Here is a 23,912-nt window from a genome sequence, read left to right on the forward strand (position 1 = left end):
ACAATTTTTAAAGGAGTTTTAAAATGTTTGAGAAGTTTACAGAAAAAGGTCGTAAAATAATTCTTTATGCCAGAGAGGAAGCTGAAAAAAGAAATAGTGAGTTTCTTGATACAGAACATCTGCTTTTTGCAGTTTTAAGAGAAGATGATTCAATTCCTGTGTCTATTCTCAGAAAAATCGGGATAGACCCTGAAAATATAAGATATGAACTTGAAAAAAGAGTAACTGGGGAGGCAAATCTTCTCACTTATGGAGAGATACCTTTTTCTCCAAGAGCCAAGAAAGTTCTTGAGCATGCTGTTGAAGAGGCAAGGCTACTAGGTCATCCCTATATCGGAAGTGAGCATCTATTTCTTGGTTTGATTAAGGAAGAAGAAGGTATTGCTGGTAAAGTTTTAAGAAGCTTTGGAGTTAACCTTCTTGCTGTAAGACAGTTAACAATTAATTTTTCGATAAGACCTCATTTTCACGGTGCTCCACAGAAGGAAAAAAGAAAAACAAATACTCCTGCACTGGATGAATTTGGTCGAGACTTAACCTTGCTTGCCCTTGAAGGCAAACTTGACCCTGTCATAGGCAGAGAAGATGAAATACAGAGAGTTATTCAGATTCTTGGAAGGCGAATTAAAAACAATCCTGTAATAATTGGCGAACCAGGAGTTGGTAAAACAGCAATTGTAGAGGGACTGGCTCAGAAAATTATAGAAGGAGAAGTGCCTGATATTTTACTTGGAAAAAGAATCATTGCCCTTGATCTGGGAGCATTGATAGCCGGCACTAAATACAGAGGACAGTTTGAGGAACGACTGAAGGCAGTCATAAGAGAAGCAACGCAATCTGAAAATGTTATTTTATTTATAGATGAGCTTCACACGATAATTGGAGCTGGTGCAGCAGAAGGCTCTGTTGATGCATCAAATATGTTAAAACCAGCTTTGGCACGTGGAGAAATGCAATGCATTGGAGCTACAACTCCGCAGGAATACAGGAAATACATTGAAAAAGACGGAGCCCTTGAAAGAAGATTCCAGCCTGTACAGATTCAGCCCACAACTGTGGAGACAACAATCGAAATATTGCAGGGGATTAAGGAAAAATATGAATCTCATCATAAAGTAAAAATAACGGATGAGGCTGTGGAGGCTGCTGTAAAACTTTCTGATAGATATATCACAGACAGATATTTACCTGATAAAGCAATAGATGTAGTGGATGAAGCTGCCTCAAGGATTAAGCTAAGCAGGTCTGTAATGCCTCAGGAGTTAAAGGACCTTGAATTTGAACTTGCAAGACTTTCAAAGGAAAAATCTTTATACATCAAACTTCATGATTTGCCATCAGCACAGAAGACAAAATATGAAGAAGACAGGGTTAAGAGAATTTACGAAGCTAATTATAAAAAATGGAAAGAAAGTATGTATAAAGAAGTACCCCTTGTTACAGCAGAGGATGTATCATATACTGTTTCCAAAATGACAGGTATCCCGCTTTATAAACTTGAACAAACAGAGTCAGAAAGACTGCTTCATATGGAAGAAGCTTTACATGAAAGAATTGTAGGACAGGATGAAGCAATAAAAAGCGTATCTAAGGCAATAAGACGCTCTCGTGCAGGATTGAAAACAAAAAACAGACCAATTGGTTCGTTTTTCTTTCTCGGTCCTACTGGAGTTGGAAAGACCGAGCTTGCAAAAGTTCTTGCAGAATTTATGTTTAATGATGAGACTGCTTTAATAAAATTTGATATGTCTGAGTATATGGAAAAATTCAATGTATCTAAACTAATAGGAGCACCTCCTGGATATGTTGGATATGAAGAAGGTGGACAACTTACAGAAAAAATCCGTAAAAGACCATATGCTGTTATTCTTTTTGATGAGATTGAAAAGGCTCATCCAGATGTATTTAATTTACTATTACAGATACTCGATGAAGGTGTGCTTACGGATAGTTTTGGACGGAAAGTGGATTTTAGAAATACCATCATAATCATGACTTCAAATATTGGTGCTAGATTAATTGAAAAGTCGACACCTCTTGGTTTCCGCAAATCCAATTCCACAGACATTTATTCAAAAATTAAAGACAATGTTTTTGATGAACTGAAAAAGACCTTCAATCCTGAGTTTCTGAACAGAGTTGATGATATTGTTGTATTTCATCCTCTTGAAGAAACTCATTTGCTTTCCATTATTGATCTGTTGATTGCTGAAACAAATAAAAAGCTTGCTGAATACGGATTTATTATCACGGTATCTAATGCAGTCAAACGCTGGATTTTAAATAAATATTACCAGCCAGCATATGGGGCTAGACCAATGAGAAGAGCGATTGCTAAAGAGATAGAAGATCCGCTATCAGAGGAAATTCTCAGAGGAAGGTTTAAAGATGTGAATTTTATAAAAGTTGAGTTGAACGAAAATAAGATAGAGTTTAAAGAAATACAGGAAGAAGTATCAGCGTCAGTGAACTGAGGGGATGTATGAAAAAAAATGTTTTTTTAATTCTGTTTATCTTAATTGCGTTGATTGTTACAGGAAGTATTCTTTTTAAAAAAAATAAAGTTTCTTCTGCTCTAAAAGGTGTGGAAATTGGAATGCCTGCTCCAGATTTCGAGTTAAAAGATCTCAATGGAAAAATCTGGAGACTTAAAGATTTAAATGGCAAAATTATTATCCTGAATTTCTGGGCTTCATGGTGCAATGAGTGTAAGGAAGAAAAAAAATCATTGCAGAGTTACTTTAATAAAAATGGCTCCAGTGATGATTTAATATTTATTACAGTTCTATATAAGGATAATTCCCTTGCAGTCGCAGACATGGCTAAAAAAGCAGGTTATACCTTCCCTATCCTTGTTGATGACGGAGTTGTATCATCTATTTATGGAATAAAAGGGGTCCCCGAAACATTTCTGATAGATAAAAGAGGAATTTTAAGGCATAAAATTATAGGTCCTGTAGAATGGAATAATCCTCATATAATTCCTCATCTCAAGCAAGTGCTTTCTTAATGGGAAAACCAGGACAGCCCAAAAGGGTTTTATTTTTCATTGCCACTCTTTTTAAGGATGAAGAGATATATTATTTAACAAGAAGGATTATAATTGAATGTTTTGGAGATACAATTTTAGAGTCAGCTAAAAAATACTGGGATTATTCTAAATATTATAGCGCAGAGCTTGGTGAACCAATATTTAGAAAATTTATGTTTTTTAAAAATCTTATTTCTGAAGCTGATATTTCAGATATTAAGTTACAAACAAATCAAATTGAAGAAAAGCTTTCTACGAATGGGAAACGAACAATTAATATTGATCCTGGCTATATAGGACTTTCAAAGCTCGTTCTTGCTACAACAAAGGACTACTCACACAGGATTTATCTCAAAGATGGAATTTATGGTGAGGTTACTCTTATTTTTCAAGATAACTCTTTCAGACCATATATAAACACTTACAGAGATTATGCTGACAGAGAATATATAACACTTTTTAACTTAATGAGATTCATCTATAAGGATATGTTTTGTTAATGTTTATTAATTGACAAAAAACCTTTATGGCTTTTAAACTTAAATTTGTAAAACACCTATTTTTAAGGAGGGAATGTGTTAAAGGCAATTGAAGAAATTTCTGCAACCAAAAAAAGATTAAAAATTGAGATACCAGCAGAGATTGTGGAAGGCGAGCTTCAGAAGGCATTGAAGGAAATTCAGAAAAAGGCGAAAATTCCAGGATTCAGACCTGGTAAAACACCTCTTTCAATTATTGAAAAAAAATTTGGCAAAGATGCTGAATCTGATGTTCTTGAAAGGCTTGTTTCAGAATCCTATAATAAAGCGGTTAAAGAGGCAAAACTAAAACCTGTATTGCCTCCAATGGCTGAAGATGCAATTGATATAAAAAGGAATGAACCACTATCTTTTGACCTTATAGTAGAGGTAAGGCCAGAAGTTCAGGTTCTTAATTATGAGGATATAGAAGTAGAAGAAGTTTCAATTGAAGTAAAAGATGAAGAAGTTGAAGAAGTCCTGCAGAGGCTTTCAAAAGAACGGGGTGTTTATGAGTCAATAGGAGAACCTGCTCAAATTGAGGACATTGTAGTCATTGACTATAAAACAGATATTGATAAAGAGGCTAATGATTATGTTTATAAAATTGGCTCTGGTCCTTTTCCTGAAGAATTTTCAAATGCACTTGAAGGCAAAAAAAGTGGAGAAAACTTTAGTGTTAGCATAGATTTTCCAGAAGATTCAATAGCAGACTTTGCAGGGAAAAAGGTGAATTTTGATATTACAGTGAAAGATGTGAAGAGAAAACAGGAATTAACATATGAAGAACTCGCTAAAGAACTTGGGTTTGAAGATCTTGAGAGTCTTAAGAAATATGTAAGAGAAACACTGGAAAAGACAAAACAAGAACAGGCAGAACAGAAACAGAAAATAGATATTCTAAAAAAACTTCTTGAAACACATGAGTTTGAACTTCCAGAGGGACTTGTGGAGATGGAAATGAAAAGAATTACAGAGGAATATGAATCCATGGGAGTTGATGTAAACCAACAGATGGAAGCAATAGCAGAAAGAGCTAAAAGAAATGTAAAAGCATATATACTCCTTGAATTCATAGGAGAAAAAGAGGGAGTGTCTGTTTCAGAGGACGAACTTAAAAATGAAGTTATGAATATTGCGAGAAGATACAGTATAACTCCTCAAGGTGTTGTGCAGTATTATATGTCAAAAGATGGCTCTTTAGAAGCTCTTAGGAATAGCGTATTTGAAAGAAAAGTTTTTGATATTCTTTTACAAAAAGCAAAGAAGGTTAAAAAAGTGGAGGAAACAAAGTGAGTATTGTTCCAATAGTTATAGAGCAAACGGGAAGAACAGAAAGAGTTTATGATATTTATTCAAGACTGCTCAAAGACAGGATTATTTTTATAGGTACAGAAATAAATGATCAGATTGCCAATGTTGTGATTGCACAGTTACTTTTTCTACAGACTGAAGACCCTGAAAAGGATATCCATATTTACATAAACTCACCTGGTGGTATGGTTTCAAGCGGGCTTGCAATCTATGACACAATGGAGTATGTAAAACCCGATATTGCCACATATTGCATAGGACAGGCAGCCTCTATGGCATGTGTTCTTCTCGCTGCTGGTACTAAAGGTAAGAGGTTTGTGCTTCCTCATTCAAGAGTCATGATTCATCAACCAATAGGTGGATTTTATGGACAGGCAACAGATGTTGAGATTCATGCAAGAGAGATTTTGAAAATGAAGGATTTACTCAATGGAATTCTTGCAAAACATACAGGACAGCCGATTGAGAAAATCCAGAGAGATACAGAGAGAGATTTTTTCATGTCTGCTCAAGAAGCAAAAGAATATGGAATTGTTGATGAAGTCATCTCTTCAATGAAGTAATCAGGTGTTATTATGGCAAAGAAAAATGAAGAAACATTAAGATGCTCTTTCTGTGGAAAATCACAGAAGGAAGTGAAAAAGTTAATCGCAGGAAACGAAGTTTATATATGTGATGAATGTGTATCTCTCTGTAATGAAATAATTGAAGAAGAAAGATTTACAAAAATTGAAGGCATGAAAGAAGATCTTCCTACGCCTCAGGAGATTCACAGATTTCTCAATGACTATGTTATTGGACAGGAAAGAGCAAAGAAAATTCTCTCAGTTGCTGTTTATAATCATTACAAAAGAATTTTCAAAGGTAGCCTCTCAGATGAAATACAGAAAAGCAATATAATGCTTATAGGACCAACAGGAACAGGAAAGACACTTTTAGCTCAGACACTTGCACGATTTCTTGATGTTCCCTTTGCAATTGCTGATGCAACAACTCTTACTGAGGCTGGATATGTTGGTGAGGATGTGGAGAATATTCTTCTTAAGCTTCTTCAGAATGCTAACTTTGATATTCAGCGTGCTCAGATAGGCATTATATATATTGATGAAATTGACAAAATCAGCAAAAAAGCTGATAGTCCTTCAATAACCCGTGATGTATCTGGAGAAGGAGTACAACAGGCACTTTTAAAAATAGTTGAAGGGACAGTTGCAAACATACCTCCTCAGGGTGGAAGAAAACATCCACAGCAGGAATATATTCAGCTTGATACAACCAACATACTTTTTATATGTGGTGGAGCTTTTGTTGGACTTGAAGAGGTTATAAAGAAAAGAATCGGTAAAAGAACCGTTGGATTTCTCTCTGAAACTGTAAAGATGGATGAAGAAAAGATTCTTTCACAGGTTGAGCCTGAGGATTTAATAAAATATGGAATGATTCCTGAATTTGTTGGAAGATTTCCAGTTATTGCAACACTTAATCAACTTGATGAAGATGCTCTTATAGAGATACTAACAAAACCTAAGAATGCGCTTGTCAGGCAGTATCAAAAACTTTTTAATATTGATGGAGTAAAGCTAACTTTCACTGATGATGCTTTAAAAGCTATAGCAAAAAAGGCTATTGAAAGAAAAACAGGTGCAAGAGCCTTAAGAAGCATACTTGAGGATATAATGCTTGATGTTATGTATCTTATTCCATCTGAAAAGGGAATAGCTGAGTGCATTATTAACGAGGATGTTGTCAATAAAAAAGCACAGACACTTTTAATGTATAAAGAAAAAAAAGCCAAAAATGCCTGAAAAGGTCAGGATAATTATTGAAGGAAAGGAAGTCAAAGCGGAGTTCTTGGATACTGAATGTGCTAAAAAAATTTTACAGGCTCTGCCAATTGAAAGTAAAATTAATGAATGGGGTGATGAGTTCTATTTCTCAATAGGAATAAAGATGCCTCTTGACAGCACTGCAACAACCAGAGTTAAAGCAGGAGATATTGGTTACTGGCCAACTGGAGAGGCACTCGCAATTTTTTTTGGTAAGACGCCCATAAGTACAGGGGATGATCCTGTGCCTGTATCTGAAGTAAACATTGTGGGAAGAATTATTGATAATCCTTCAATATTTAGAAGACTTAAAGGTGCAAAAACAGTAAGAATTGAAAAAGAATAAATTCAGACTATCTTTTCCCGAGGATGAAAAACTGCACAACTGGCTATCAATGCTTTTAAATTCTTATGCAATCATGGATGAAGGTGTAAAAACGGATATTGAGAACGTAGAAAAGTTAGGTAAAAAACTTGCCTGCAAACGTGGTTGTAGCAGTTGCTGTTATACTCACAGAGATATACCTGTTTATCCAATTGAGATTGTCGGAATTTACTGGTATGTAATTGAAAAAGTTAAAGATCCTATGAGGTTAAAAATAAAACGATCACTTATATCCCATAAAAGGGGCGAAGGATGCCCGTTTCTGATTGATAGTGTATGTTCAATTTATCCTGTAAGACCCCTTGCATGCAGACAGTTTAATGTATTTGGTAAACCTTGTGCTGATGGAGAAGATCCTTACTATACAAGACCTGAGGATGTGTTAAAACCCCGTGAACACTATCTGGGTCGTGCACTTTATGAAACCACTCCTTTTTATGATGTTTATAATAAAGATGAAAGAGTTGAGTTTCTAAACTCCGGTAAGCTGAATTCACTAGTAAAGATTCTTCAGAACTATCCTTGGATTGAGCTTACAAGAAGAATGGATAGTTAAAGATAAGTTAACAAATATCTTGTATTGGTCATTGAACAGAAACCTCCAATTTTTTTGACTTACAAATGCTATTTGGTATAAACTTTAAAATGTACTCTATAAAAAAGTGGCTTCCTTTTTTATTTTTTATTTCATTTTTATTGCTTACTCCAAAAACTTATGCTGAGTCTGACTATTTTTTTAAGTTTAAAGAAACTCTTTTATCATACTTTCCGATCATTGAGGGTAAAGTTATCAAATTAGAAAATAATGAAGTAATACTTGATAGAGGTTCTAAAGATGGTATAAAACATGGGCAGAGAGTAATTATTTTTGAAGAAACCGCACCTTTAATTCATCCTGTTACAAGACAGGTTATAGGCAAGTCTGAGAAAATAGTTGGGTCTGCAGAAATTATAAGTGTTGATGAAAAATCTTCAAGAGCCATAATTTTAGAAGGAAGTAACAACTTACCAAAGGACACTACTCTTTTGTTTAAAATTCCAAAGTCAAAAATTAAAATTCTCTTTGCTCAGGGTAATGTTGAATGGGCAGTTGGAGAGGCTTATTACAGAGAGTTAAAAAATACAGACAGATTTGAGCTCCTTGACGCTCCTGTTAATACATCTGATTTAGAAAGCCTTTTTAAGGAGCAGAAAAATGCTGATATTTTATTGTTGCTGAAATCTTCAAAACAAAATGGCAGTTTAAAGCTTACACAGGAGATTTACTGGGTTAAAGATAAAAAGTTTCTATTAAATTCTGAAATAGAGTTAAATCAGACAGCAATAGGAGAACTCAGGAAAAAATATGCTTCATTAATTGTGCCAGAAGGTCATACCCTGCTTTCTTTTAGATTAGCAAGAAGTGTAAACAGGGTGGCAACAGGTAATTTTGATGGTAAAAGCCAGAATCAAATTTTAGTTGCTTCAAATAGTGAAATAAGTCTTTATACACTTGATGTTGACCTTAAACTTAAAAGTAACTATGAGATTCCTGTTGGAGGAGATATTCTCTGGTTTGATACAGGTGATATTGATAAAGATGGTAAAGATGAAATAGTGATAACAGTTAAAAACAATGATAGAGTTCTTTCATCAATAATTAAATGGTCTGAAGGTGCATTTAAAGAAATTTCAAGATTGAACGATGTTTTTTTGAGAATACTTGATGGTAATCTAATTGCTCAAGCATACTCTTCTTCCTATGGATTTGATGGAGATATTTTTTACATTTTGCCTAAAAAAACAGGATATCAAAAGTTACACACCTTTAAGCTTCCTGTAAAAGCAAACATATATGATTTCTATGTATTTGATAATGCCGTATTTAAATGGGAAGATAATGGATCCCTTGCAGTATATAATAATCAAGGGATACCAGTCTGGAGATCTCGAGAAACATTTGGTATAGGACAGCAGTATGAAAAAAAGACAGGAATTGCTACATTGACTCTTGGTAAATGGAAAATTCAAAGTAGAATAAAACCATTGAGTAATGGAGTAGTGGTGATAGAGAAAAAACCTCTTTTAGGATTTGTAAATGCTTCGGTATTGGGATATAGAAGTTCAAAATTACAACTACTTCAATGGACAGGAATCGGAGTTGAGCAGAATGACATTACAGAGGAAATGGCAGGAGAAATTCTTGATTATGCTATTGCGGTAGATAAACTTTATGTTCTGGTTCAGTCACCATTTGGATTTAATCCCAAGAGACTTCTTCAGGGTGAAAGTCCATTCGAAACAATGTTACATATTCTGTCTTTTAAATATTAAAAAATGGGAAGATTTTTAAGGCATGTTGCAATAATAATGGATGGTAATGGAAGATGGGCACAGATGCGAGGATTACCACGCTGGGAAGGACATAAAAGAGGAGTTGAGAAAGTAAAAGAAATTATCCGTACTGCACAAAAATTAAATGTTGAAGTTCTGACATTTTATGCTTTTTCAATAGAAAACTGGCAGAGACCAAAACAAGAAGTTGATATAATCATGGCATTACTAAAGAACCATCTTAAAAAGGAAATTCAGAATTTCATCTTCCAGGGAGTTCGATTCAAAATGATAGGAAATCGTGAGATGGTTCCTTCAGATATTTTAGAAGTAATTGAAGAGACTGAATCAGCCACTACTTATTGTAAAAGTCTGATTACACAGTTTGCAATAAGTTATAGTGGACGAGATGAAATAATCAGAGCTGTGAAAAAAGCCATGAAACAAAATATCAAAGCTGAACAGCTTGATGAAAAATTATTTAACTCGCTTCTTGATACTGCGGATATTCCAGACCCTGATCTCATAATAAGGACATCTGGAGAGCAAAGACTCAGTAACTTTCTGATATGGCAGTCTGCCTATTCGGAGTTTTATTTTACTCAAACTCTCTGGCCTGACTTTACAGATGAAGAATTTACAGAAGCAATTCTTGATTTTCAAAAAAGACAGAGGAGATTTGGAAAAGTAAATGAGTTTACAAGGACATAAAAAAAGAGTTCTCGTTGCTGTAATTGCTTTGCCTATTCTGTTGATTGTTATTATTAAACTTCCTCCATATTTCTTTTTTGGACTTTTATGTATTGTATCTGTAATGGCAATGCTGGAGTTTTTAAATATGTATAATGTTTCTAGATTCTGGAGCCTCACTGGAGCATTTTTGTCGGTGATTCTTTTCGCTCTTAATTGTTTCTATTCTCATAATACACTATATTATTATGCGATTTTGTTCTGTACTATCACTATTATACGGTTATTTCTTAAAAAAGAACCTCATTCCGCTCTGCGGGATATAGCTCCTGTTATAATAGGTTTGCTATATATACCAACTCTTCTTTGTTTTCAATGGTTTTTAATGGAAAATGGCTGGCAGTGGGTCATATATCTTTGTGGTTGTGTGTGGGCATCTGATAGTCTGGCTTTCTATATTGGTAAAGGATTTGGGAAGCGTAAGCTTTATCCTGAGGTAAGTCCCAAAAAAACATGGGCTGGGGCATATGGTTCAATAGCTGGAGGGACTATCGCGTCTTTAATTCTTGGAAGTTTTCTACTGTCCAAATCTTTTATCAGCCTTCTTATAGTAGGATTTTTAATTGGTTTTGTTTCTATATTTGGTGATCTTGTTGAGTCGATGTTTAAAAGGGATGCTGGGGTTAAAGATTCGGGTTTCCTCTTTCCTGAACATGGAGGTATTCTTGATAAAGCAGATGCTATGCTGTTTGCAGGAGTATTACTTTATTTTGGAATGAAGTTTATGTAGGAGGTTTCATTGAAAAAGGTTGTCATTCTTGGTAGCACTGGTTCTATAGGTAAAAATGCACTTGATGTTATAAAACAGTTTCCTGATAAGTTTAAAATTCTTGGACTTGCTGTTAAAGGTAGAATTAATCTTCTTAAAGAGCAGATTGAAGAATTTAAACCAGAATATGTTGCAGTTTATGATGAAAAGGCTTATAGACAGCTAAGTAAAGAAATGACATCTGTAAAGATAGTATGCGGTGAAGAAGGAGTTTGCGAAATTGCAAGGCTTGGCGATGCTGATATCATACTTTCAGCTATTGTAGGTGCTGCAGGGCTTCTTCCAACATTCGAAGCAATTAAGGCAGGAAAAACTGTTGCACTTGCCAATAAAGAAAGTCTTGTTATGGCTGGAGAACTGATAAAACAAAAAGCTAAAGATGTTGGAGTAAAAATTATTCCGGTTGATAGTGAACACAGTGCAGTTTTTCAATGCATAAATAGTTTTAACAAATCTTATATAAAAAAAATATGGCTTACAGCTTCTGGAGGTCCATTTAGAGGGAAAAAGAGTCATGAAATAGAAAATGTTACTCCTCAGGAAGCGCTGAATCATCCGAAATGGAAGATGGGGAAGAGAATTACTATAGATTCAGCAACACTGATGAATAAAGGATTTGAAGTAATTGAAGCTCATTATCTTTTTGATATTCCTGTTGAGAATATTGGCGTATTGATTCATCCTCAGAGTATAGTACACTGCCTTGTGGAATTTATTGATAGCACGTATCTTACTCATATGAGTGTTCCTGATATGAAGGCACCTATCGCTCTTGCATTATCCATTCCTGAAAGACTTCCAGATATAGTTAAACCAATAAACTGGAGTATTACCAGAGAGTTGAATTTTGAACTTCCAGATACAGAAGTCTTCCCATGTCTTAAGCTTGCCTATGAAGCAGTCAAAGTAGGAGGGACTATGCCAGTAGTTTTAAATGCAGCTGATGAGATTGCTGTTGAAGGTTTTCTTTCGGGAAAGTTAAAATTTAAAGAGATATATAAAATAATTAAAAAAACTATGGATGCCCACCAGGTATTTATTCCGGACCGTATTGAAGAAATTCTGGAAGTTGATGGTTGGGCAAGGAAAAAGGCTATGGAGGAAATAAAAAAATGACTTTTTTGTATGCTGTTTTACTTTTTGGATTTTTAATATTCATACATGAGCTTGGACACTTTCTTGCAGCAAAACTCAGCGGAGTAAAAGTGCTTAAATTCTCAATTGGATTTGGTCCTAAAATTATTGGCAAGCAAATAGGTGAAACAGAATATCTTTTAAGCGCTATCCCTTTAGGTGGATACGTAAAAATGTATGGCGAAGATGTTCAGGATGAGATAGTTGAACAGGCAAGGTCATTTAAGCATCAACCTGTCTATAAGAAAATTTTCATTGTATTTGCTGGTCCTCTTTTTAATATTCTTGGTGCTGTTTTGCTTTTCTGGATTATTTTTGTTGGCGGAATTCCCGTTCTTAAGCCAGTTATCGGAGATGTTTTACAAAATTCTCCCGCATACACTGCTGGTTTAAAAACAGGAGATAGAATTATAGAGATTGATGGCAAAAAAATCTCAACCTGGTTTGATATGGCACAGTTTATACAACAAAATCCAGGGAAAACACTTAATTTTAAAATTGAAAGGAATAATGAACTCCTGGAGCTTAACATTATTGCTCAGACAAAAGAGGCAAAAAATCTATTTGGAGAGAGAGTTACTGTTGGACAGATTGGAATAAAGCCAGCTGAGGAGTTTTTTATCAAGAAAGAAGATCCTTTAACTGCATTGAATAAATCAGTTGAGAAATGCTATGAAATAATTGAGCTTACCTATCTTACCATTGTTAAAATTTTTCAAAAAGTTGTTTCAACAGATGTAATCGGAGGTCCGATTTTAATATTTCAGGTTGCTGAAAAAACAGCTCAGCAGGGATGGATAAGCTTTTTAAGCTTTGCAGCAATAATAAGTATCAATCTTGGTGTGCTTAATCTTTTGCCAATTCCTGTGCTTGATGGTGGCCACATCTTATTTTTTCTGATTGAAGCGATAAGAAAAAAGCCACTAAGTGATAAATTTATTGCAGTGTCTCAGAGAATCGGAATTGCTTTTTTATTTGCCTTGATGATACTTGCATTTTATAATGATATTTTGAGAATTCTAGATCCTTCAAAAATGCCCAAACCATGAAAAGAGTTTTTTCTGCCGGTGGAGTTGTCTATAAATTTAATAAAGGACAACTTAATATTCTATTAATTGCTACTCAGAAAGGGAAAATATGGGCTTTGCCAAAGGGTATTGTAGAAAAGGGAGAAGATCCCAAAGACGCGGCATTAAGAGAGATCAAAGAAGAAACAGGAGTTTCCGGTAAAATCATTGATGAGGTGGGAGAGACTTCATACTGGTTTTCAATTGAAGGTGAAAAATACTTTAAAACTGTAAAATATTTTCTTGTAGAATACATGAACGGCGAAATAAATCCTGACTGGGAGGTTGATACAGCACAATGGTTTAGTCCTGAAGAGGCGATTAAAAAGCTGAGTTATAAAAGTGATAGAAAGATTTTAGAAAAGGCTCTGGAGAAAATTAATGGGAACATTACTCAGTCATTCAGATCTTAAAAACCAAATAGACAAACTGAAAAAAGAAGATAAAAAAATTGTATTCACAAATGGATGTTTTGATATCCTTCATGTTGGGCATATAAGATATCTTAAAGAAGCTAGGAAACTGGGGGATGTTTTGATAGTTGCTGTAAACTCAGATAGCTCTGTCAGAAAAATTAAACCTTTAAGACCTATTAACTCCCAGAGTGAAAGAGCAGAAGTTTTAGCATCTCTTGAAATGGTTGATTTTGTGACATTTTTTGATGAAGATACTCCATATAATTTGATTAAATATCTTGAACCAGATGTCCTGGTTAAAGGTGGAGATTGGAGTGTTCGGGAGATTGTGGGGGCAGAAATTGTAAGAGAAGTTTACAGTTTGCCTTACATTGAAGGGCTTTCAACGACATCCATAATAGAAAGAATTTTAGATAAATTCACGTCTCAAAAAGCCCTATCAAAGACTATTCTTGACAAGGCATCAAGGATAAAATGCCTTATTCTTGATGTTGATGGTGTTCTGACCTCTGGAGGTATAATACTTGATAATGAAAGTAACGAATTTAAAATATTCAATGTTAGAGATGGGCATGGAGTTGTGATGCTTCACAAATCTGGAATAAATATAGCAGTGATTACCGGAAGGCAGTCAAAAGCCCTTGACAGGAGGATGAAAGAACTGGGTATTACTGAAGTTTATCAGGGAGTACAGGAAAAGCTTAAGATTTATCAGGATTTAATCGAAAAATACAGTTTAAGAAATGAAGAAATTGCAGCTATGGGTGATGATATAGTCGATTTATCAATATTAAGCAGAGTTGGCTTTTCAGTGGCCCCTAATGATGCTCATGAAGAAGTCATAAAGAGAGTTGACTATGTAACTACAAACAAAGCTGGAAATGGAGCTGTACGAGAACTCTGTGATATCATTCTCAAAGCAAAGGGACTCTGGAACAAATTCACAGATGAATACGAAAACGCTTAATCTTCCTACCTCGTTAACAATTCTGAGAATAATAATTATTCCAGTTTTCATAATGGAAGCTCCCACAAATCCTCAATTCGGTGCATTTTTGTTTTTTATTGCCTCTGTAACTGATTTTCTTGACGGATATCTTGCAAGAAAATTTAAACAGATTACAAACCTGGGTATTATATTAGACCCAATTGCAGATAAACTTCTAGTAATTTCTGCCTTAATAATTCTTGTGGATATAGCAAGGGTACCTGCATGGATTGCTATTGTAATAATTTTAAGAGAGTTTATTATTACAGTACTGCGTTTTTATGCCCTTTCAAGGGGGGTTGTAATTCCTGCTGAAAAAGCTGGAAAAGCAAAGACAGTTTTGCAGATGATATCAATTCTGCTGTTACTTATAGCAGAAGAAATTTATGGAGTTGACCTCTATGATGTTGGAGTTGTGCTTATATATATTGCCACTTTTATATCTGTAACATCTGGTATTCAATATATTGTCCATTTTTGGAGACACATAAAATGACGCTACTGCTTTGTGTATTTGCTTTTTTGTTTGGTTCTATTCCATGGGGATATCTTATAGGTAAGATGAAAGGAGTTGACCTTAAAACAAGAGGAAGTGGAAATATAGGTACCACAAATGTTATGAGGGTTATCGGTAAAAAAGAAGCTTTATATACGCTTTTACTTGATATATCAAAGGGTTTTATCCCTGTGTTTATACTAAAATTGTTTCCTCAATATTCTAATAACTTTACTGTGCTTGGAATAGTAGGATTCCTTGCAATAGCAGGGCATTGTTTTACACCTTTTCTGAAATTCAAAGGTGGTAAAGGAGTTGCAACATCTTTAGGAGTGCTTTTAGCCTATGTGCCTTTAGCAGGACTGATTACTATTGTTTTATGGATTTTAATAGTGAAAATAACTAAAATTTCTTCAGTTGGTGCTCTTATTTCCTTTGCCCTGGTTCCTTTAAATGTGTATTTTCTTGGTTATTCTCAGGAAATTTTAATTTTTACAGCTATGTTCACTATAATTATTTATTCAAGGCATATTTCAAATATAAAAAGATTGTTTAGTGGCACTGAACCACGCATTGGGAAATAAAAATGAAAAAAGCGGTTGTTTTGCTTAGTGGAGGACTGGACTCATCGACAACACTTGCCATAGCAAAGTCAGGAGGATATGAATGCTATGCTATATCTTTTGACTATTGCCAGAGACATAGGATAGAACTTGAATCTGCTAAAAAGGTTGCACAATATGTTGGCGTTAAAGAACATTTAATAGCATCCTTTGATTTAAGAAAAATCGGAGGTTCAGCACTTACAACTTCTTGTGATATTCCAGATGGACAATATGACGGAATTCCAGTTACCTATGTTCCTGCAAGAAATACCATTTTTTTAAGCTTTGCACTGGCATGGGCAGAGGTTCTTGAAGTACCCAATATTTTTATTGGTGCTAATGTCATTGATTATTCAGGATACCCTGACTGTAGACCAGAGTATCTTAATGCTTTTGAAAACATGGCAAATCTTGCAACAAAAATAGCCGTTGAAGGGAAAATTAAATTTAAAATTTTAGCTCCTTTACTTTATATGACAAAGGCAGAGATTATCAAAAAAGGAGTTGATCTTGGTCTGGACTACTCACTTACATGGAGTTGTTATAACCCACAGGGCAGTCTTGAAAATCCGATTCCATGTTTTAAATGTTCGAGTTGTGTTTACAGATTAAAAGGATTTCAGGAAGCAGGGCTGACGGACCCATTAATTAAATGAAAACACTTAAAGTTCATTTGAATGTGATAAAAAAAATAATATCCAGTGCTAATTTGGCACAAAGGGGTTATTATAACCATGAAGAGCTTGTTGTTGATGGATTAAAAATACTTGATTTTTTTAGAAATGTCGGATGTAAAATTACCATTAAAGGGCTTGATAACTTAAAACATGTAAAACCTCCCTGTGTTTTTATAGCAAATCATATGAGCACTCTTGAAACATTGGTACTTCCAGGAATTATTGGTAAAAATTTCAAAGCGACTTTTGTAATAAAAAATTCTCTCCTTAAATATCCATTCTTTGGCAGGATTTTAGCTGCTATAAATTCAATTCCAGTTACCAGAAAAAATCCCAAAGAAGACTACAGAATAGTTATGCAGGAGGGATTAAAAAGGCTTGAACAGGGCATTTCAGTAATTGTTTTTCCGCAGGCAACAAGGCAGACTGTATTTGATCCAGCACAGTTTAATACTCTTGGCGTAAAACTTGCAAAAAAGGCTTCTGTTCCTGCAGTTCCAATAGCTCTTAGAACAGATGCATGGGGAACTGGCACAATATTAAAAGACTTTGGAAGAATAGACCCTTCAAAACCAATCTGTTTTTTTATTGGATCTCCTCTTTATATTGACAATAAAGGCATGGAGGAACATCTTCAAATTATTCGTTTCATAGAGCAGTCTCTTAAAAAATGTTATAATTAACTATGTTTTACGCTGACCTTCACATCCATTCAAAGTTTTCCCGTGCAACAAGCAAAGATATGAACCTTGAAACAATTGAGCAATGGGCACAAATAAAAGGCATTCAACTAATGGCAACTGGAGATTTTACTCATCCAGATTGGCTTAAAGAGATAGAAAATAAGCTGAATGACGAAGGTAATGGCCTTTTCACGTTAAAAAATGAGTATCGTCTTGATGTTCCAGTATCCTGTAAAAGGGAAATATTTTTCATACTTTCTGCTGAGATAAGCTGTATATATCAAAAAAATGGAAAACTGCGTAAAATTCATCTAGTTATACTTTCACCTTCAATAAAAGATGTGCTGAAAATAAATCATGCTCTGTCACGTATAGGAAATCTTAGTTCAGATGGAAGGCCCATTCTTGGTATTGATGCAAAAGAGGTTATGAAAATGATTCTTGAGCTGTCTCCTCAGTCAATGGTGATTCCTGCACATGCATGGACTCCTCATTTTTCTATTTTTGGCTCTCAATCAGGCTTTGATACACTTGAGGAATGTTTCGAGGAGTTAAGTCCATATGTATATGCCATTGAAACTGGTCTTAGCTCAGACCCTCCAATGAACTGGAGACTGAGCAGACTTGACAGAATAATTCTTGTTTCCAATTCTGATGCCCATTCTCCAGCCAAGATAGGAAGAGAGGCAAATATATTTGATACGCAATTAAGTTATGATGCTATTACTGAAGCAATAAGAACAGGTAAAGGCTTTCTGGGTACTGTGGAGTTTTTCCCTCAAGAGGGTAAATATCACTATGATGGACACAGAGCCTGTGGTGTAAGGCTTTCCCCTGAAGAGACTATAAAAGCGAGCTATCTCTGTCCTGTATGTGGTAAAAAACTTACGGTTGGAGTGATGCATAGGGTAGAAGTTATTGCTGATCGTCCTGCAGGTTTTATTCCCTCTCATGCACTGCCTTACCACTCAATTGTACCTCTTATTGAAGTTATTGGTGAGATAAATCACAGTTCTTCAAATACAAAGAAGGTTTTTACCACATACATGAATCTTATTTCAAAGCTTGGAGATGAATACAATATTCTTTTACATAAAAAACTGAATGATATCGGAGCCCTGGACTCTCAATTAAGAGATGCTATAGAAAGAATGCGCTCTGGCAGAGTAACTGTAGAACCTGGTTATGATGGAGAGTATGGGAAAATAAAAATTTTTGGTAACTCCATAGAAAAGGAACAGACAACACTTTTTTAAATGAACTTAAACAGATATCAAAAACTAGCTGTTGAAAGCAATGCAAAATTTCTTTGTGTTTTAGCAGGGCCTGGAACAGGTAAAACACATACAATTACTGCCAAAATCATTCATCTTTTAAATAATGGCGTTAACGCACAAGATATAGCGGTTTTAACTTTTACACAGAAATCAGCTATTGAAATGAGGCAAAGAGTTTTAAATGCTATCGGGGTAGGAAATCAGATGCCACTTATAGGAACTTTCCATCTTTTATGCCTTAAATTATTGAGAGAGTTTCTTCCTGAAAAAAGAAAATATTTTCAACTCTGCACAGAATCAAAGCAAAGAGAGATAATTTCGAGTTTAACAAGCAGAAAACCTGAGAATATTATTGAGAAAATTTCAAAATTTAAAAACAAGAGAGTACCTCTTGATGAAAACATTAAGCCTATTTATGAAAAATATGAAGAAAAAAAGCAGGAAATGAATCTTTTTGACTTTGATGATTTATTATTGAATACATTAGAAATGCTTGAAAAAGGGGTAATGGTTCCTCTTTTTTCCAATATAATTGTAGATGAATTTCAGGATATAAATAAAATTCAGTATGAAATTGTTAAAATGCTTTTGAAGGAGGAAGGTTGTATTTCTATATTCGGAGATCCTGACCAGGCAATTTATTCTTTCAGAGGTTCAGAAGTAGATCTCTTCTTGAATCTTCCAAAAGATTTTGAAGATTTAATTCTTCTTAATCTACCTGTTAACTATCGTTCTCAGGCAAATATAATTCTTGCATCAAACAAGTTTATTACTGCCAATACAAAAAGATTTTCCAAAAAAATTGAACCCTTAAAGAACCCAACCAATCCTATAACTATAATAGAAGTTAACAATGAATATGAAGAAGCAAAAACTATTGTTCAGGAAATCAGATATCGACTTGGAGCTATTGATTTTACCGAACTTTATGAAAATAAAGAAGAAAGCAGTTATAGTTTTTCAAGCTTTGCAGTACTTGCAAGAACAAATAACCAATTAGAATTGATAAAACAAAGCCTTGATGAAGCTGGAATCCCGGTAAAAACGGTTCAAAGGGACAGGTCAAGCTTATTTAAAGAATTTGTTTATAACTTATCCGATTGTCTTTCCGATGAACAGAATGTTAAAAAACTTTTAAAAGAAGGTAATCTCTGGAGGTATCTTGAAGTCTCAGGTTTTCTGGAATCACTGAGCGAACATGAAATTTCCATAGTAAGAGCACTTAGCAATCTTCCACATAAATTTACAATTTTAGACCAGATGAGGTATTTAATAGATGAACTAGTCGGGCTTACTTCCTATGATCTGTTCCCTGAAAAATTAAATGCTGTAAGTCTTCTCACGTTGCACACTTCAAAGGGATTAGAATTTCCAGTAGTATTTATTACTGGATTTGAAGAGGGTCTAATTCCTTACACTCTTGCGTCTGATTTAGATATGGAAGAAGAAAGGAGACTTTTTTATGTCGGTATGACCCGTGCAATGGATGAGCTTATCATAACCTATGCTAAAAGCAGGTTTATAAAAGGTAAAAAACTCTGCCAGGGAGTTTCTTCTTTTCTGAAGCAACTCCCTGAAGAATATATTATAAAATATGAAAAAGTTTGTCCTCGAAAGGACGAACTAAAGCAACAAAGCTTATTTTAAGCCTCTATTTTGGTTCCAAGAATCTCTAAAAACTTCTTTATCCATTCAGGATGAGCTGGCCATGCAGGAGATGTAACAATGTTTCCATCAACACAGACATTTGTAAAAGTGGAGTTTACTTCGCACCATTGTCCACCAGCAAGTAATATTTCAGGTTTAACAGCAGGGTAAGCGGTAAGCTTTTTATCTTTTATTACATTTGCTGCGGTTAATATTTGAATTCCATGACATATTGCAGCAACCGGTTTGCCGGACGTAACAAAATACTTGACCATTTCAATGACTTTATCATTCAATCTCAAATACTCTGGAGCTCTTCCTCCAGGAAGTACAAGAGCATCGTAATCTTCTGGTTTAATCTTTTCAAAATTTGCATTTAATATGAAATTATGACCTCTTTTTTCTGTATAGGTTTGATCTCCTTCAAAATCATGGATTGCTGTTTTAACTGCTTCTCCGGCTTTTTTCCCTGGACAGACAGCATGAACGGTGTATCCAACCATTTTTAACATCTGAAATGGAACCATGACTTCATAATCTTCAACAAAATCACCAACAATCATTAAAATCTTTTTTGCCATAGTAAACCTCCTTAATGCTTTTTATATTATTATAATTATGTTAAGATTTAAAAATGAAGAATTTAAAAAAAATAAGACAACTATTGGCTGAACTACAGGATTTTTACCTGCTCTGTCTGGACTCTAGTATGAAACTATTTAAAAAACCTTTATATTTTGATGATATAATCGAACAGATGGAATATGCAGGTTCTTCCTCTGTATTTATTGTTTCTCTGGTTTGTCTTTTTGTTGGAATGGCATTGAGTTTACAACTAAGTGCAGAACTCAGTAGACTTGGACTAAAGATGTATACAGGTAAAATTGTCGGTATCGCTGTAATAAGAGAGATTGGTCCGCTTATTACAGCTCTTGTCTTTATAGGAAGGGTTGGAGCTGGACAGACTGCAGAGATTGGCTCAATGATTTTAGGACACCAGATAGATTCATTAAGGGTTTATGGAATAGACCCGATTAAAAAAGTTGTAATTCCAAGAGTTGTTGCTTCTGTAATCATGCTGCCCTGCCTGACAATAATAGGAGATCTTATCTGTCTTTTTGGAGGATATTATATTGCTGTTTTTGTAAGTAATCAGAGCGGTTCATTTTATTGGGCAAGCATCATAAGAGAATTAAAATTTCAGAATGTTTTTTCGGGTTCAATTAAACCTTTTCTATTCGGATATCTAATTTCCTGTATAAGTTGTTTTTACGGACTTACAACCCGTGGTGGAGCCAAAGGATTAAGAACATCCACTACAAAAGCTGTAGTGACATCAATTATTATTGTTATTGTAACGGATTTAATGCTCACAAGAATACTTCTTTATGCCTTGGGATTCAGTATATGATAGTTTTTGATAATGTCTGTTTTTCATATGGACCAAGAGAAATACTCAGGGATGTTAGTTTTACCGCACGGTTTGATGAACGTATAGCTGTGCTTGGTGAAAGCGGAAGTGGTAAAACAACGATTTTAAAACTAATTCTCGGGCTAATCACTCCTGATAGAGGAAAAATTTTAATTGATGGCGTTGACATAACCAAATTAAGTGAGGAAGAGCTTATACCCATAAGAAGAAAATTCAGCATAGTCTTTCAGGAAGGTGCTCTTTTTGACTCTCTACCTGTTAAAGAAAATGTTGCTTTTTTTATGAGAGAGATTCTCAAACTTCCAGATGAAGAGATATATAAAAAAGTAGGTGGACTGCTAAGACGAGTTGGAGTTCAGGGTGCAGAAGAACTCATGCCTGAGGAACTAAGCGGAGGAATGCATCGTAGAGTGGCAATTGCTAGGGCATTGGCAGTGGGTAAAGCCAGTATGTTTCTTTATGATGAGCCAACAGCTGGTCTTGACCCTATCAACTCTGAACGAATAATATCGCTCATTGAAGACCTTGCAAATAAAGAAAATATAGGCTTTATGATTATAACCCATGTGGTTTATGTGGCATGGCAGCTTTGTAATCGATTTATCTTTATAAAAAATGGACAGATTGTTTTTGATGGTAATAGGAAAGAGTTCATTAAAACAGATATTCCCTATGTAAAAGATTTCATGAAAGAATTATTCTTCAAGGTCACTTACTAATCTTATCTAATTTTGTAGCTATATTTAGATTATTTCATTTAAAATAAAAATTATCTTTTGAAATTGGAGGTAAACCATGAAATATGTAAAGGGACTTAGATGCAGGGAGTGTGGCAGAGAATACCCTGTAGAACCCATATATGTCTGTGAGTTCTGTTTTGGCCCTCTTGAAGCAGTTTATGACTATACTAGGATAAAGAAGGTGTTATCAAAACGAACAATAGAAAAAAGACCAAAAACTCTCTGGAGATATAAAGAACTTTTGCCGATCGATGGTGAACCTGTGGTAGGACTTAACTCAGGATTTACCCCTCTTGTTAAAGCTGATAATCTTGCGAAATATCTTGGAGTAAAAGAACTTTATATAAAGGATGACACAGTTGGTCATCCAACTCTTTCTTTTAAAGACAGAGTGGTTGCTGTAGCACTTACAAAGGCACTGGAATTCGGATTTGACACTGTTGCCTGTGCATCAACAGGAAATCTCGCTCATGCTGTATCAGCTCATGGAGCAAAGGCTGGATTGAAAAGATTTATTTTTATTCCTGCAACGCTTGAACATAGTAAAATCGTTGCATCCATTGTTTATGAACCAAATCTTGTTGCTGTTGATGGTAACTACGATGATGTTAATAGACTCTGCAGTGAAATAGCCAATAGGTATAAATGGGCTTTTGTAAACATAAATATTCGCCCTTTTTATGCAGAAGGCTCAAAGACAATTGGTTTTGAAATAGTAGAACAACTTGGCTGGGAAGCTCCTGATAGTATTGTAATTCCCTGCGCCAGTGGTTCACTCCTTACAAAAGTGTGGAAAGCTTTGAAAGAGTTTAAAGAGCTTGGAATTCTTAAAAACCTTGAAACAAAAATATACGGTGCTCAGGCAACTGGATGTAATCCAATCTCAGCAGCATTCAAGCAGGGAACAGATGTAATCCGACCAGTAAAACCAAATACAATTGCAAAATCTCTGGCTATTGGGAATCCAGCAGATGGGTATTATGCTTTACAGGCTTTTAAAGAAAGTGGCGGATCAATAGAAGATGTATCTGATGAGGAAATAATTGAAGCCATACAGCTTTTAGCAAAAACTGAGGGTATTTTTACTGAAACAGCAGGCGGAGTGACACTTGCATCCTATATTAAGCTTCTGAAGACTGGAAAGATTGACAAAAAAGATCGTACAGTCTTGTGTATTACTGGAAATGGCCTTAAGACAGCAGAGGTTCTGGATGGTAAAACTGCGAAGCTATGTAATATTAAACCCAATATTGCTTCCTTTGAAGAAGCTCTAAAAGCAATTAATGAAGGAAAAGGGAGGTAAAAATGGCTGTAAAAGTATTAGTACCACCACCACTACAAAAAATTACTGCTGGTAAAGATGTTGTGGAAGCACCTTCTGGTAAGATAATAGATATAATCAATGCACTTGATAGGGAGTATCCAGGACTTGCAGAACGAATCTGTCAGGATGGCAAGGTAAGAAGGTTTATAAATATTTATGTCAATGAGGAGGATGTTAGATTTTTACAGGGAGAGGAAACTTTAGTTAAAGATGGTGATGAAGTTTCAATTGTTCCTGCTATAGCAGGAGGTAAAAGCTAAAGGAGGTTTTATGGGTGAGATTAAAAAATTAAGGGTGAGACTCACCTTCCCTCAAGAGTTAATTAAAGAACCCGTACTTTTCAGAATGGCAAAAAAATATGATGTTATGCCAAATATTCGCAGAGCAAGAATTACAGATAGCTTTGGTGAAATGATTCTTGAGCTTGAAGGAGTAGAGGAAAATCTTCAGCAGGGAATTGACTCTCTGAGAGAGCAGGGAGTGGTGGTTGAATTAATACAAGGAGATGTTATTGAATAGC

General features: G+C 34.9%; 27 protein-coding genes. 26 read left to right on the plus strand and 1 reads right to left on the minus strand.

From position 1 onward, the window contains the following. Positions 1–23: 23 nt before the first annotated feature. From G581_RS0104910 to G581_RS0105015, 21 genes are all read left to right on the plus strand, one after another. A complete protein-coding gene (locus tag G581_RS0104910; protein ID WP_028844860.1) occupies positions 24–2,474 on the plus strand; it encodes an ATP-dependent Clp protease ATP-binding subunit in 2,451 nt (816 codons plus the stop codon). An 8-nt stretch (positions 2,475–2,482) separates the two neighbouring features. Then, positions 2,483–3,010, plus strand: coding sequence for a TlpA family protein disulfide reductase (locus G581_RS0104915; protein ID WP_028844861.1), 528 nt, complete (start codon positions 2,483–2,485; stop codon positions 3,008–3,010). Further along, positions 3,010–3,531: a DUF4416 family protein gene (locus G581_RS10690; RefSeq protein ID WP_051178883.1), complete on the plus strand. Its 522-nt coding sequence runs from the start codon at positions 3,010–3,012 to the stop codon at positions 3,529–3,531. Before G581_RS0104915 ends, G581_RS10690 begins: the two co-directional genes overlap by 1 nt. A 75-nt stretch (positions 3,532–3,606) precedes the next feature. Then, a complete protein-coding gene (tig, locus tag G581_RS0104925; RefSeq protein ID WP_028844862.1) occupies positions 3,607–4,845 on the plus strand; it encodes a trigger factor in 1,239 nt (412 codons plus the stop codon). Beyond that, positions 4,842–5,426, plus strand: coding sequence for an ATP-dependent Clp endopeptidase proteolytic subunit ClpP (gene clpP / locus G581_RS0104930; RefSeq protein WP_028844863.1), 585 nt, complete (start codon positions 4,842–4,844; stop codon positions 5,424–5,426). Before tig ends, clpP begins: the two co-directional genes overlap by 4 nt. A gap of 12 nt (positions 5,427–5,438) precedes the next feature. Then, positions 5,439–6,668, plus strand: coding sequence for an ATP-dependent Clp protease ATP-binding subunit ClpX (gene clpX / locus G581_RS0104935; RefSeq protein WP_028844864.1), 1,230 nt, complete (start codon positions 5,439–5,441; stop codon positions 6,666–6,668). Beyond that, positions 6,661–7,035: a cyclophilin-like fold protein gene (locus tag G581_RS0104940; RefSeq protein ID WP_028844865.1), complete on the plus strand. Its 375-nt coding sequence runs from the start codon at positions 6,661–6,663 to the stop codon at positions 7,033–7,035. Before clpX ends, G581_RS0104940 begins: the two co-directional genes overlap by 8 nt. Next, on the plus strand, positions 7,022–7,630 hold the full coding sequence (locus G581_RS0104945) for a YkgJ family cysteine cluster protein (RefSeq protein WP_028844866.1): 609 nt from the start codon (positions 7,022–7,024) through the stop codon (positions 7,628–7,630). The genes G581_RS0104940 and G581_RS0104945 overlap by 14 nt, the downstream gene beginning before the upstream one ends. Positions 7,631–7,719: 89 nt before the next feature. Further along, positions 7,720–9,387, plus strand: coding sequence for an FG-GAP repeat domain-containing protein (locus tag G581_RS0104950; protein WP_156875201.1), 1,668 nt, complete (start codon positions 7,720–7,722; stop codon positions 9,385–9,387). Positions 9,388–9,390: 3 nt separating this feature from the next. Continuing rightward, positions 9,391–10,098 carry an isoprenyl transferase gene (locus G581_RS0104955; protein ID WP_028844868.1) on the plus strand — a complete coding sequence of 236 codons (708 nt, stop codon included), beginning with the start codon at positions 9,391–9,393 and terminating at the stop codon, positions 10,096–10,098. Next, positions 10,079–10,867, plus strand: a complete 789-nt coding sequence (locus tag G581_RS0104960; protein WP_028844869.1) for a phosphatidate cytidylyltransferase — start codon at positions 10,079–10,081, stop codon at positions 10,865–10,867. The genes G581_RS0104955 and G581_RS0104960 overlap by 20 nt, the downstream gene beginning before the upstream one ends. 9 nt (positions 10,868–10,876) lie before the next feature. Next, the gene (locus tag G581_RS0104965; RefSeq protein WP_028844870.1) at positions 10,877–12,022 is read left to right on the plus strand and encodes a 1-deoxy-D-xylulose-5-phosphate reductoisomerase; all 1,146 of its coding nucleotides are present in this window, start codon (positions 10,877–10,879) and stop codon (positions 12,020–12,022) included. Further along, positions 12,019–13,089 carry an RIP metalloprotease RseP gene (gene rseP / locus G581_RS0104970; protein ID WP_028844871.1) on the plus strand — a complete coding sequence of 357 codons (1,071 nt, stop codon included), beginning with the start codon at positions 12,019–12,021 and terminating at the stop codon, positions 13,087–13,089. Before G581_RS0104965 ends, rseP begins: the two co-directional genes overlap by 4 nt. Beyond that, positions 13,086–13,520 (plus strand): NUDIX hydrolase, encoded by a 435-nt coding sequence (locus G581_RS10695; RefSeq protein WP_038065158.1) that lies wholly within the window; start codon positions 13,086–13,088, stop codon positions 13,518–13,520. The genes rseP and G581_RS10695 overlap by 4 nt, the downstream gene beginning before the upstream one ends. Beyond that, positions 13,489–14,490, plus strand: a complete 1,002-nt coding sequence (gene rfaE2, locus G581_RS11900) for a D-glycero-beta-D-manno-heptose 1-phosphate adenylyltransferase (RefSeq protein WP_083962631.1) — start codon at positions 13,489–13,491, stop codon at positions 14,488–14,490. The genes G581_RS10695 and rfaE2 overlap by 32 nt, the downstream gene beginning before the upstream one ends. After that, a complete protein-coding gene (pgsA, locus tag G581_RS0104990) occupies positions 14,471–15,007 on the plus strand; it encodes a CDP-diacylglycerol--glycerol-3-phosphate 3-phosphatidyltransferase (protein WP_028844872.1) in 537 nt (178 codons plus the stop codon). Before rfaE2 ends, pgsA begins: the two co-directional genes overlap by 20 nt. Continuing rightward, positions 15,004–15,591: a glycerol-3-phosphate 1-O-acyltransferase PlsY gene (gene plsY / locus G581_RS0104995; protein WP_028844873.1), complete on the plus strand. Its 588-nt coding sequence runs from the start codon at positions 15,004–15,006 to the stop codon at positions 15,589–15,591. The genes pgsA and plsY overlap by 4 nt, the downstream gene beginning before the upstream one ends. Positions 15,592–15,593: 2 nt before the next feature. Further along, positions 15,594–16,268 (plus strand): 7-cyano-7-deazaguanine synthase QueC, encoded by a 675-nt coding sequence (gene queC, locus G581_RS0105000; protein WP_028844874.1) that lies wholly within the window; start codon positions 15,594–15,596, stop codon positions 16,266–16,268. 53 nt (positions 16,269–16,321) lie between these two features. Next, positions 16,322–16,972, plus strand: a complete 651-nt coding sequence (locus G581_RS10705; protein ID WP_169368385.1) for a lysophospholipid acyltransferase family protein — start codon at positions 16,322–16,324, stop codon at positions 16,970–16,972. 2 nt (positions 16,973–16,974) lie between these two features. After that, positions 16,975–18,228 (plus strand): endonuclease Q family protein, encoded by a 1,254-nt coding sequence (locus G581_RS0105010; protein ID WP_028844875.1) that lies wholly within the window; start codon positions 16,975–16,977, stop codon positions 18,226–18,228. Next, positions 18,229–19,896, plus strand: coding sequence for an ATP-dependent helicase (locus tag G581_RS0105015; protein ID WP_028844876.1), 1,668 nt, complete (start codon positions 18,229–18,231; stop codon positions 19,894–19,896). Here G581_RS0105015 and G581_RS0105020 read toward each other — a convergent pair. After that, positions 19,893–20,477, minus strand: a complete 585-nt coding sequence (locus G581_RS0105020) for a DJ-1/PfpI family protein (RefSeq protein ID WP_028844877.1) — start codon at positions 20,475–20,477, stop codon at positions 19,893–19,895. The two genes, G581_RS0105015 and G581_RS0105020, sit on opposite strands and share 4 nt — an antisense overlap. A 53-nt stretch (positions 20,478–20,530) precedes the next feature. Here G581_RS0105020 and G581_RS0105025 point away from each other — a divergent pair, with 53 nt between their 5' ends. The 5 genes from G581_RS0105025 (at position 20,531) to G581_RS0105045 (ending at position 23,911) form a co-directional block, all read left to right on the plus strand. Continuing rightward, entirely contained in the window at positions 20,531–21,307 is a 777-nt protein-coding gene (locus tag G581_RS0105025; protein ID WP_028844878.1) for an MlaE family ABC transporter permease, read from the plus strand. Beyond that, the gene (locus G581_RS0105030; protein ID WP_028844879.1) at positions 21,304–22,047 is read left to right on the plus strand and encodes an ABC transporter ATP-binding protein; all 744 of its coding nucleotides are present in this window, start codon (positions 21,304–21,306) and stop codon (positions 22,045–22,047) included. The genes G581_RS0105025 and G581_RS0105030 overlap by 4 nt, the downstream gene beginning before the upstream one ends. A gap of 76 nt (positions 22,048–22,123) precedes the next feature. Beyond that, the gene (thrC, locus tag G581_RS0105035) at positions 22,124–23,371 is read left to right on the plus strand and encodes a threonine synthase (RefSeq protein ID WP_028844880.1); all 1,248 of its coding nucleotides are present in this window, start codon (positions 22,124–22,126) and stop codon (positions 23,369–23,371) included. 2 nt (positions 23,372–23,373) lie between these two features. Then, entirely contained in the window at positions 23,374–23,652 is a 279-nt protein-coding gene (locus G581_RS0105040; RefSeq protein WP_028844881.1) for a MoaD/ThiS family protein, read from the plus strand. A gap of 10 nt (positions 23,653–23,662) precedes the next feature. After that, positions 23,663–23,911 (plus strand): NIL domain-containing protein, encoded by a 249-nt coding sequence (locus tag G581_RS0105045; protein WP_038065163.1) that lies wholly within the window; start codon positions 23,663–23,665, stop codon positions 23,909–23,911. Position 23,912 lies beyond the last annotated feature (1 nt).

Origin of the sequence: Thermodesulfovibrio thiophilus DSM 17215, assembly GCF_000423865.1 — a bacterium.
GTDB classification, from domain to species: domain Bacteria; phylum Nitrospirota; class Thermodesulfovibrionia; order Thermodesulfovibrionales; family Thermodesulfovibrionaceae; genus Thermodesulfovibrio; species Thermodesulfovibrio thiophilus.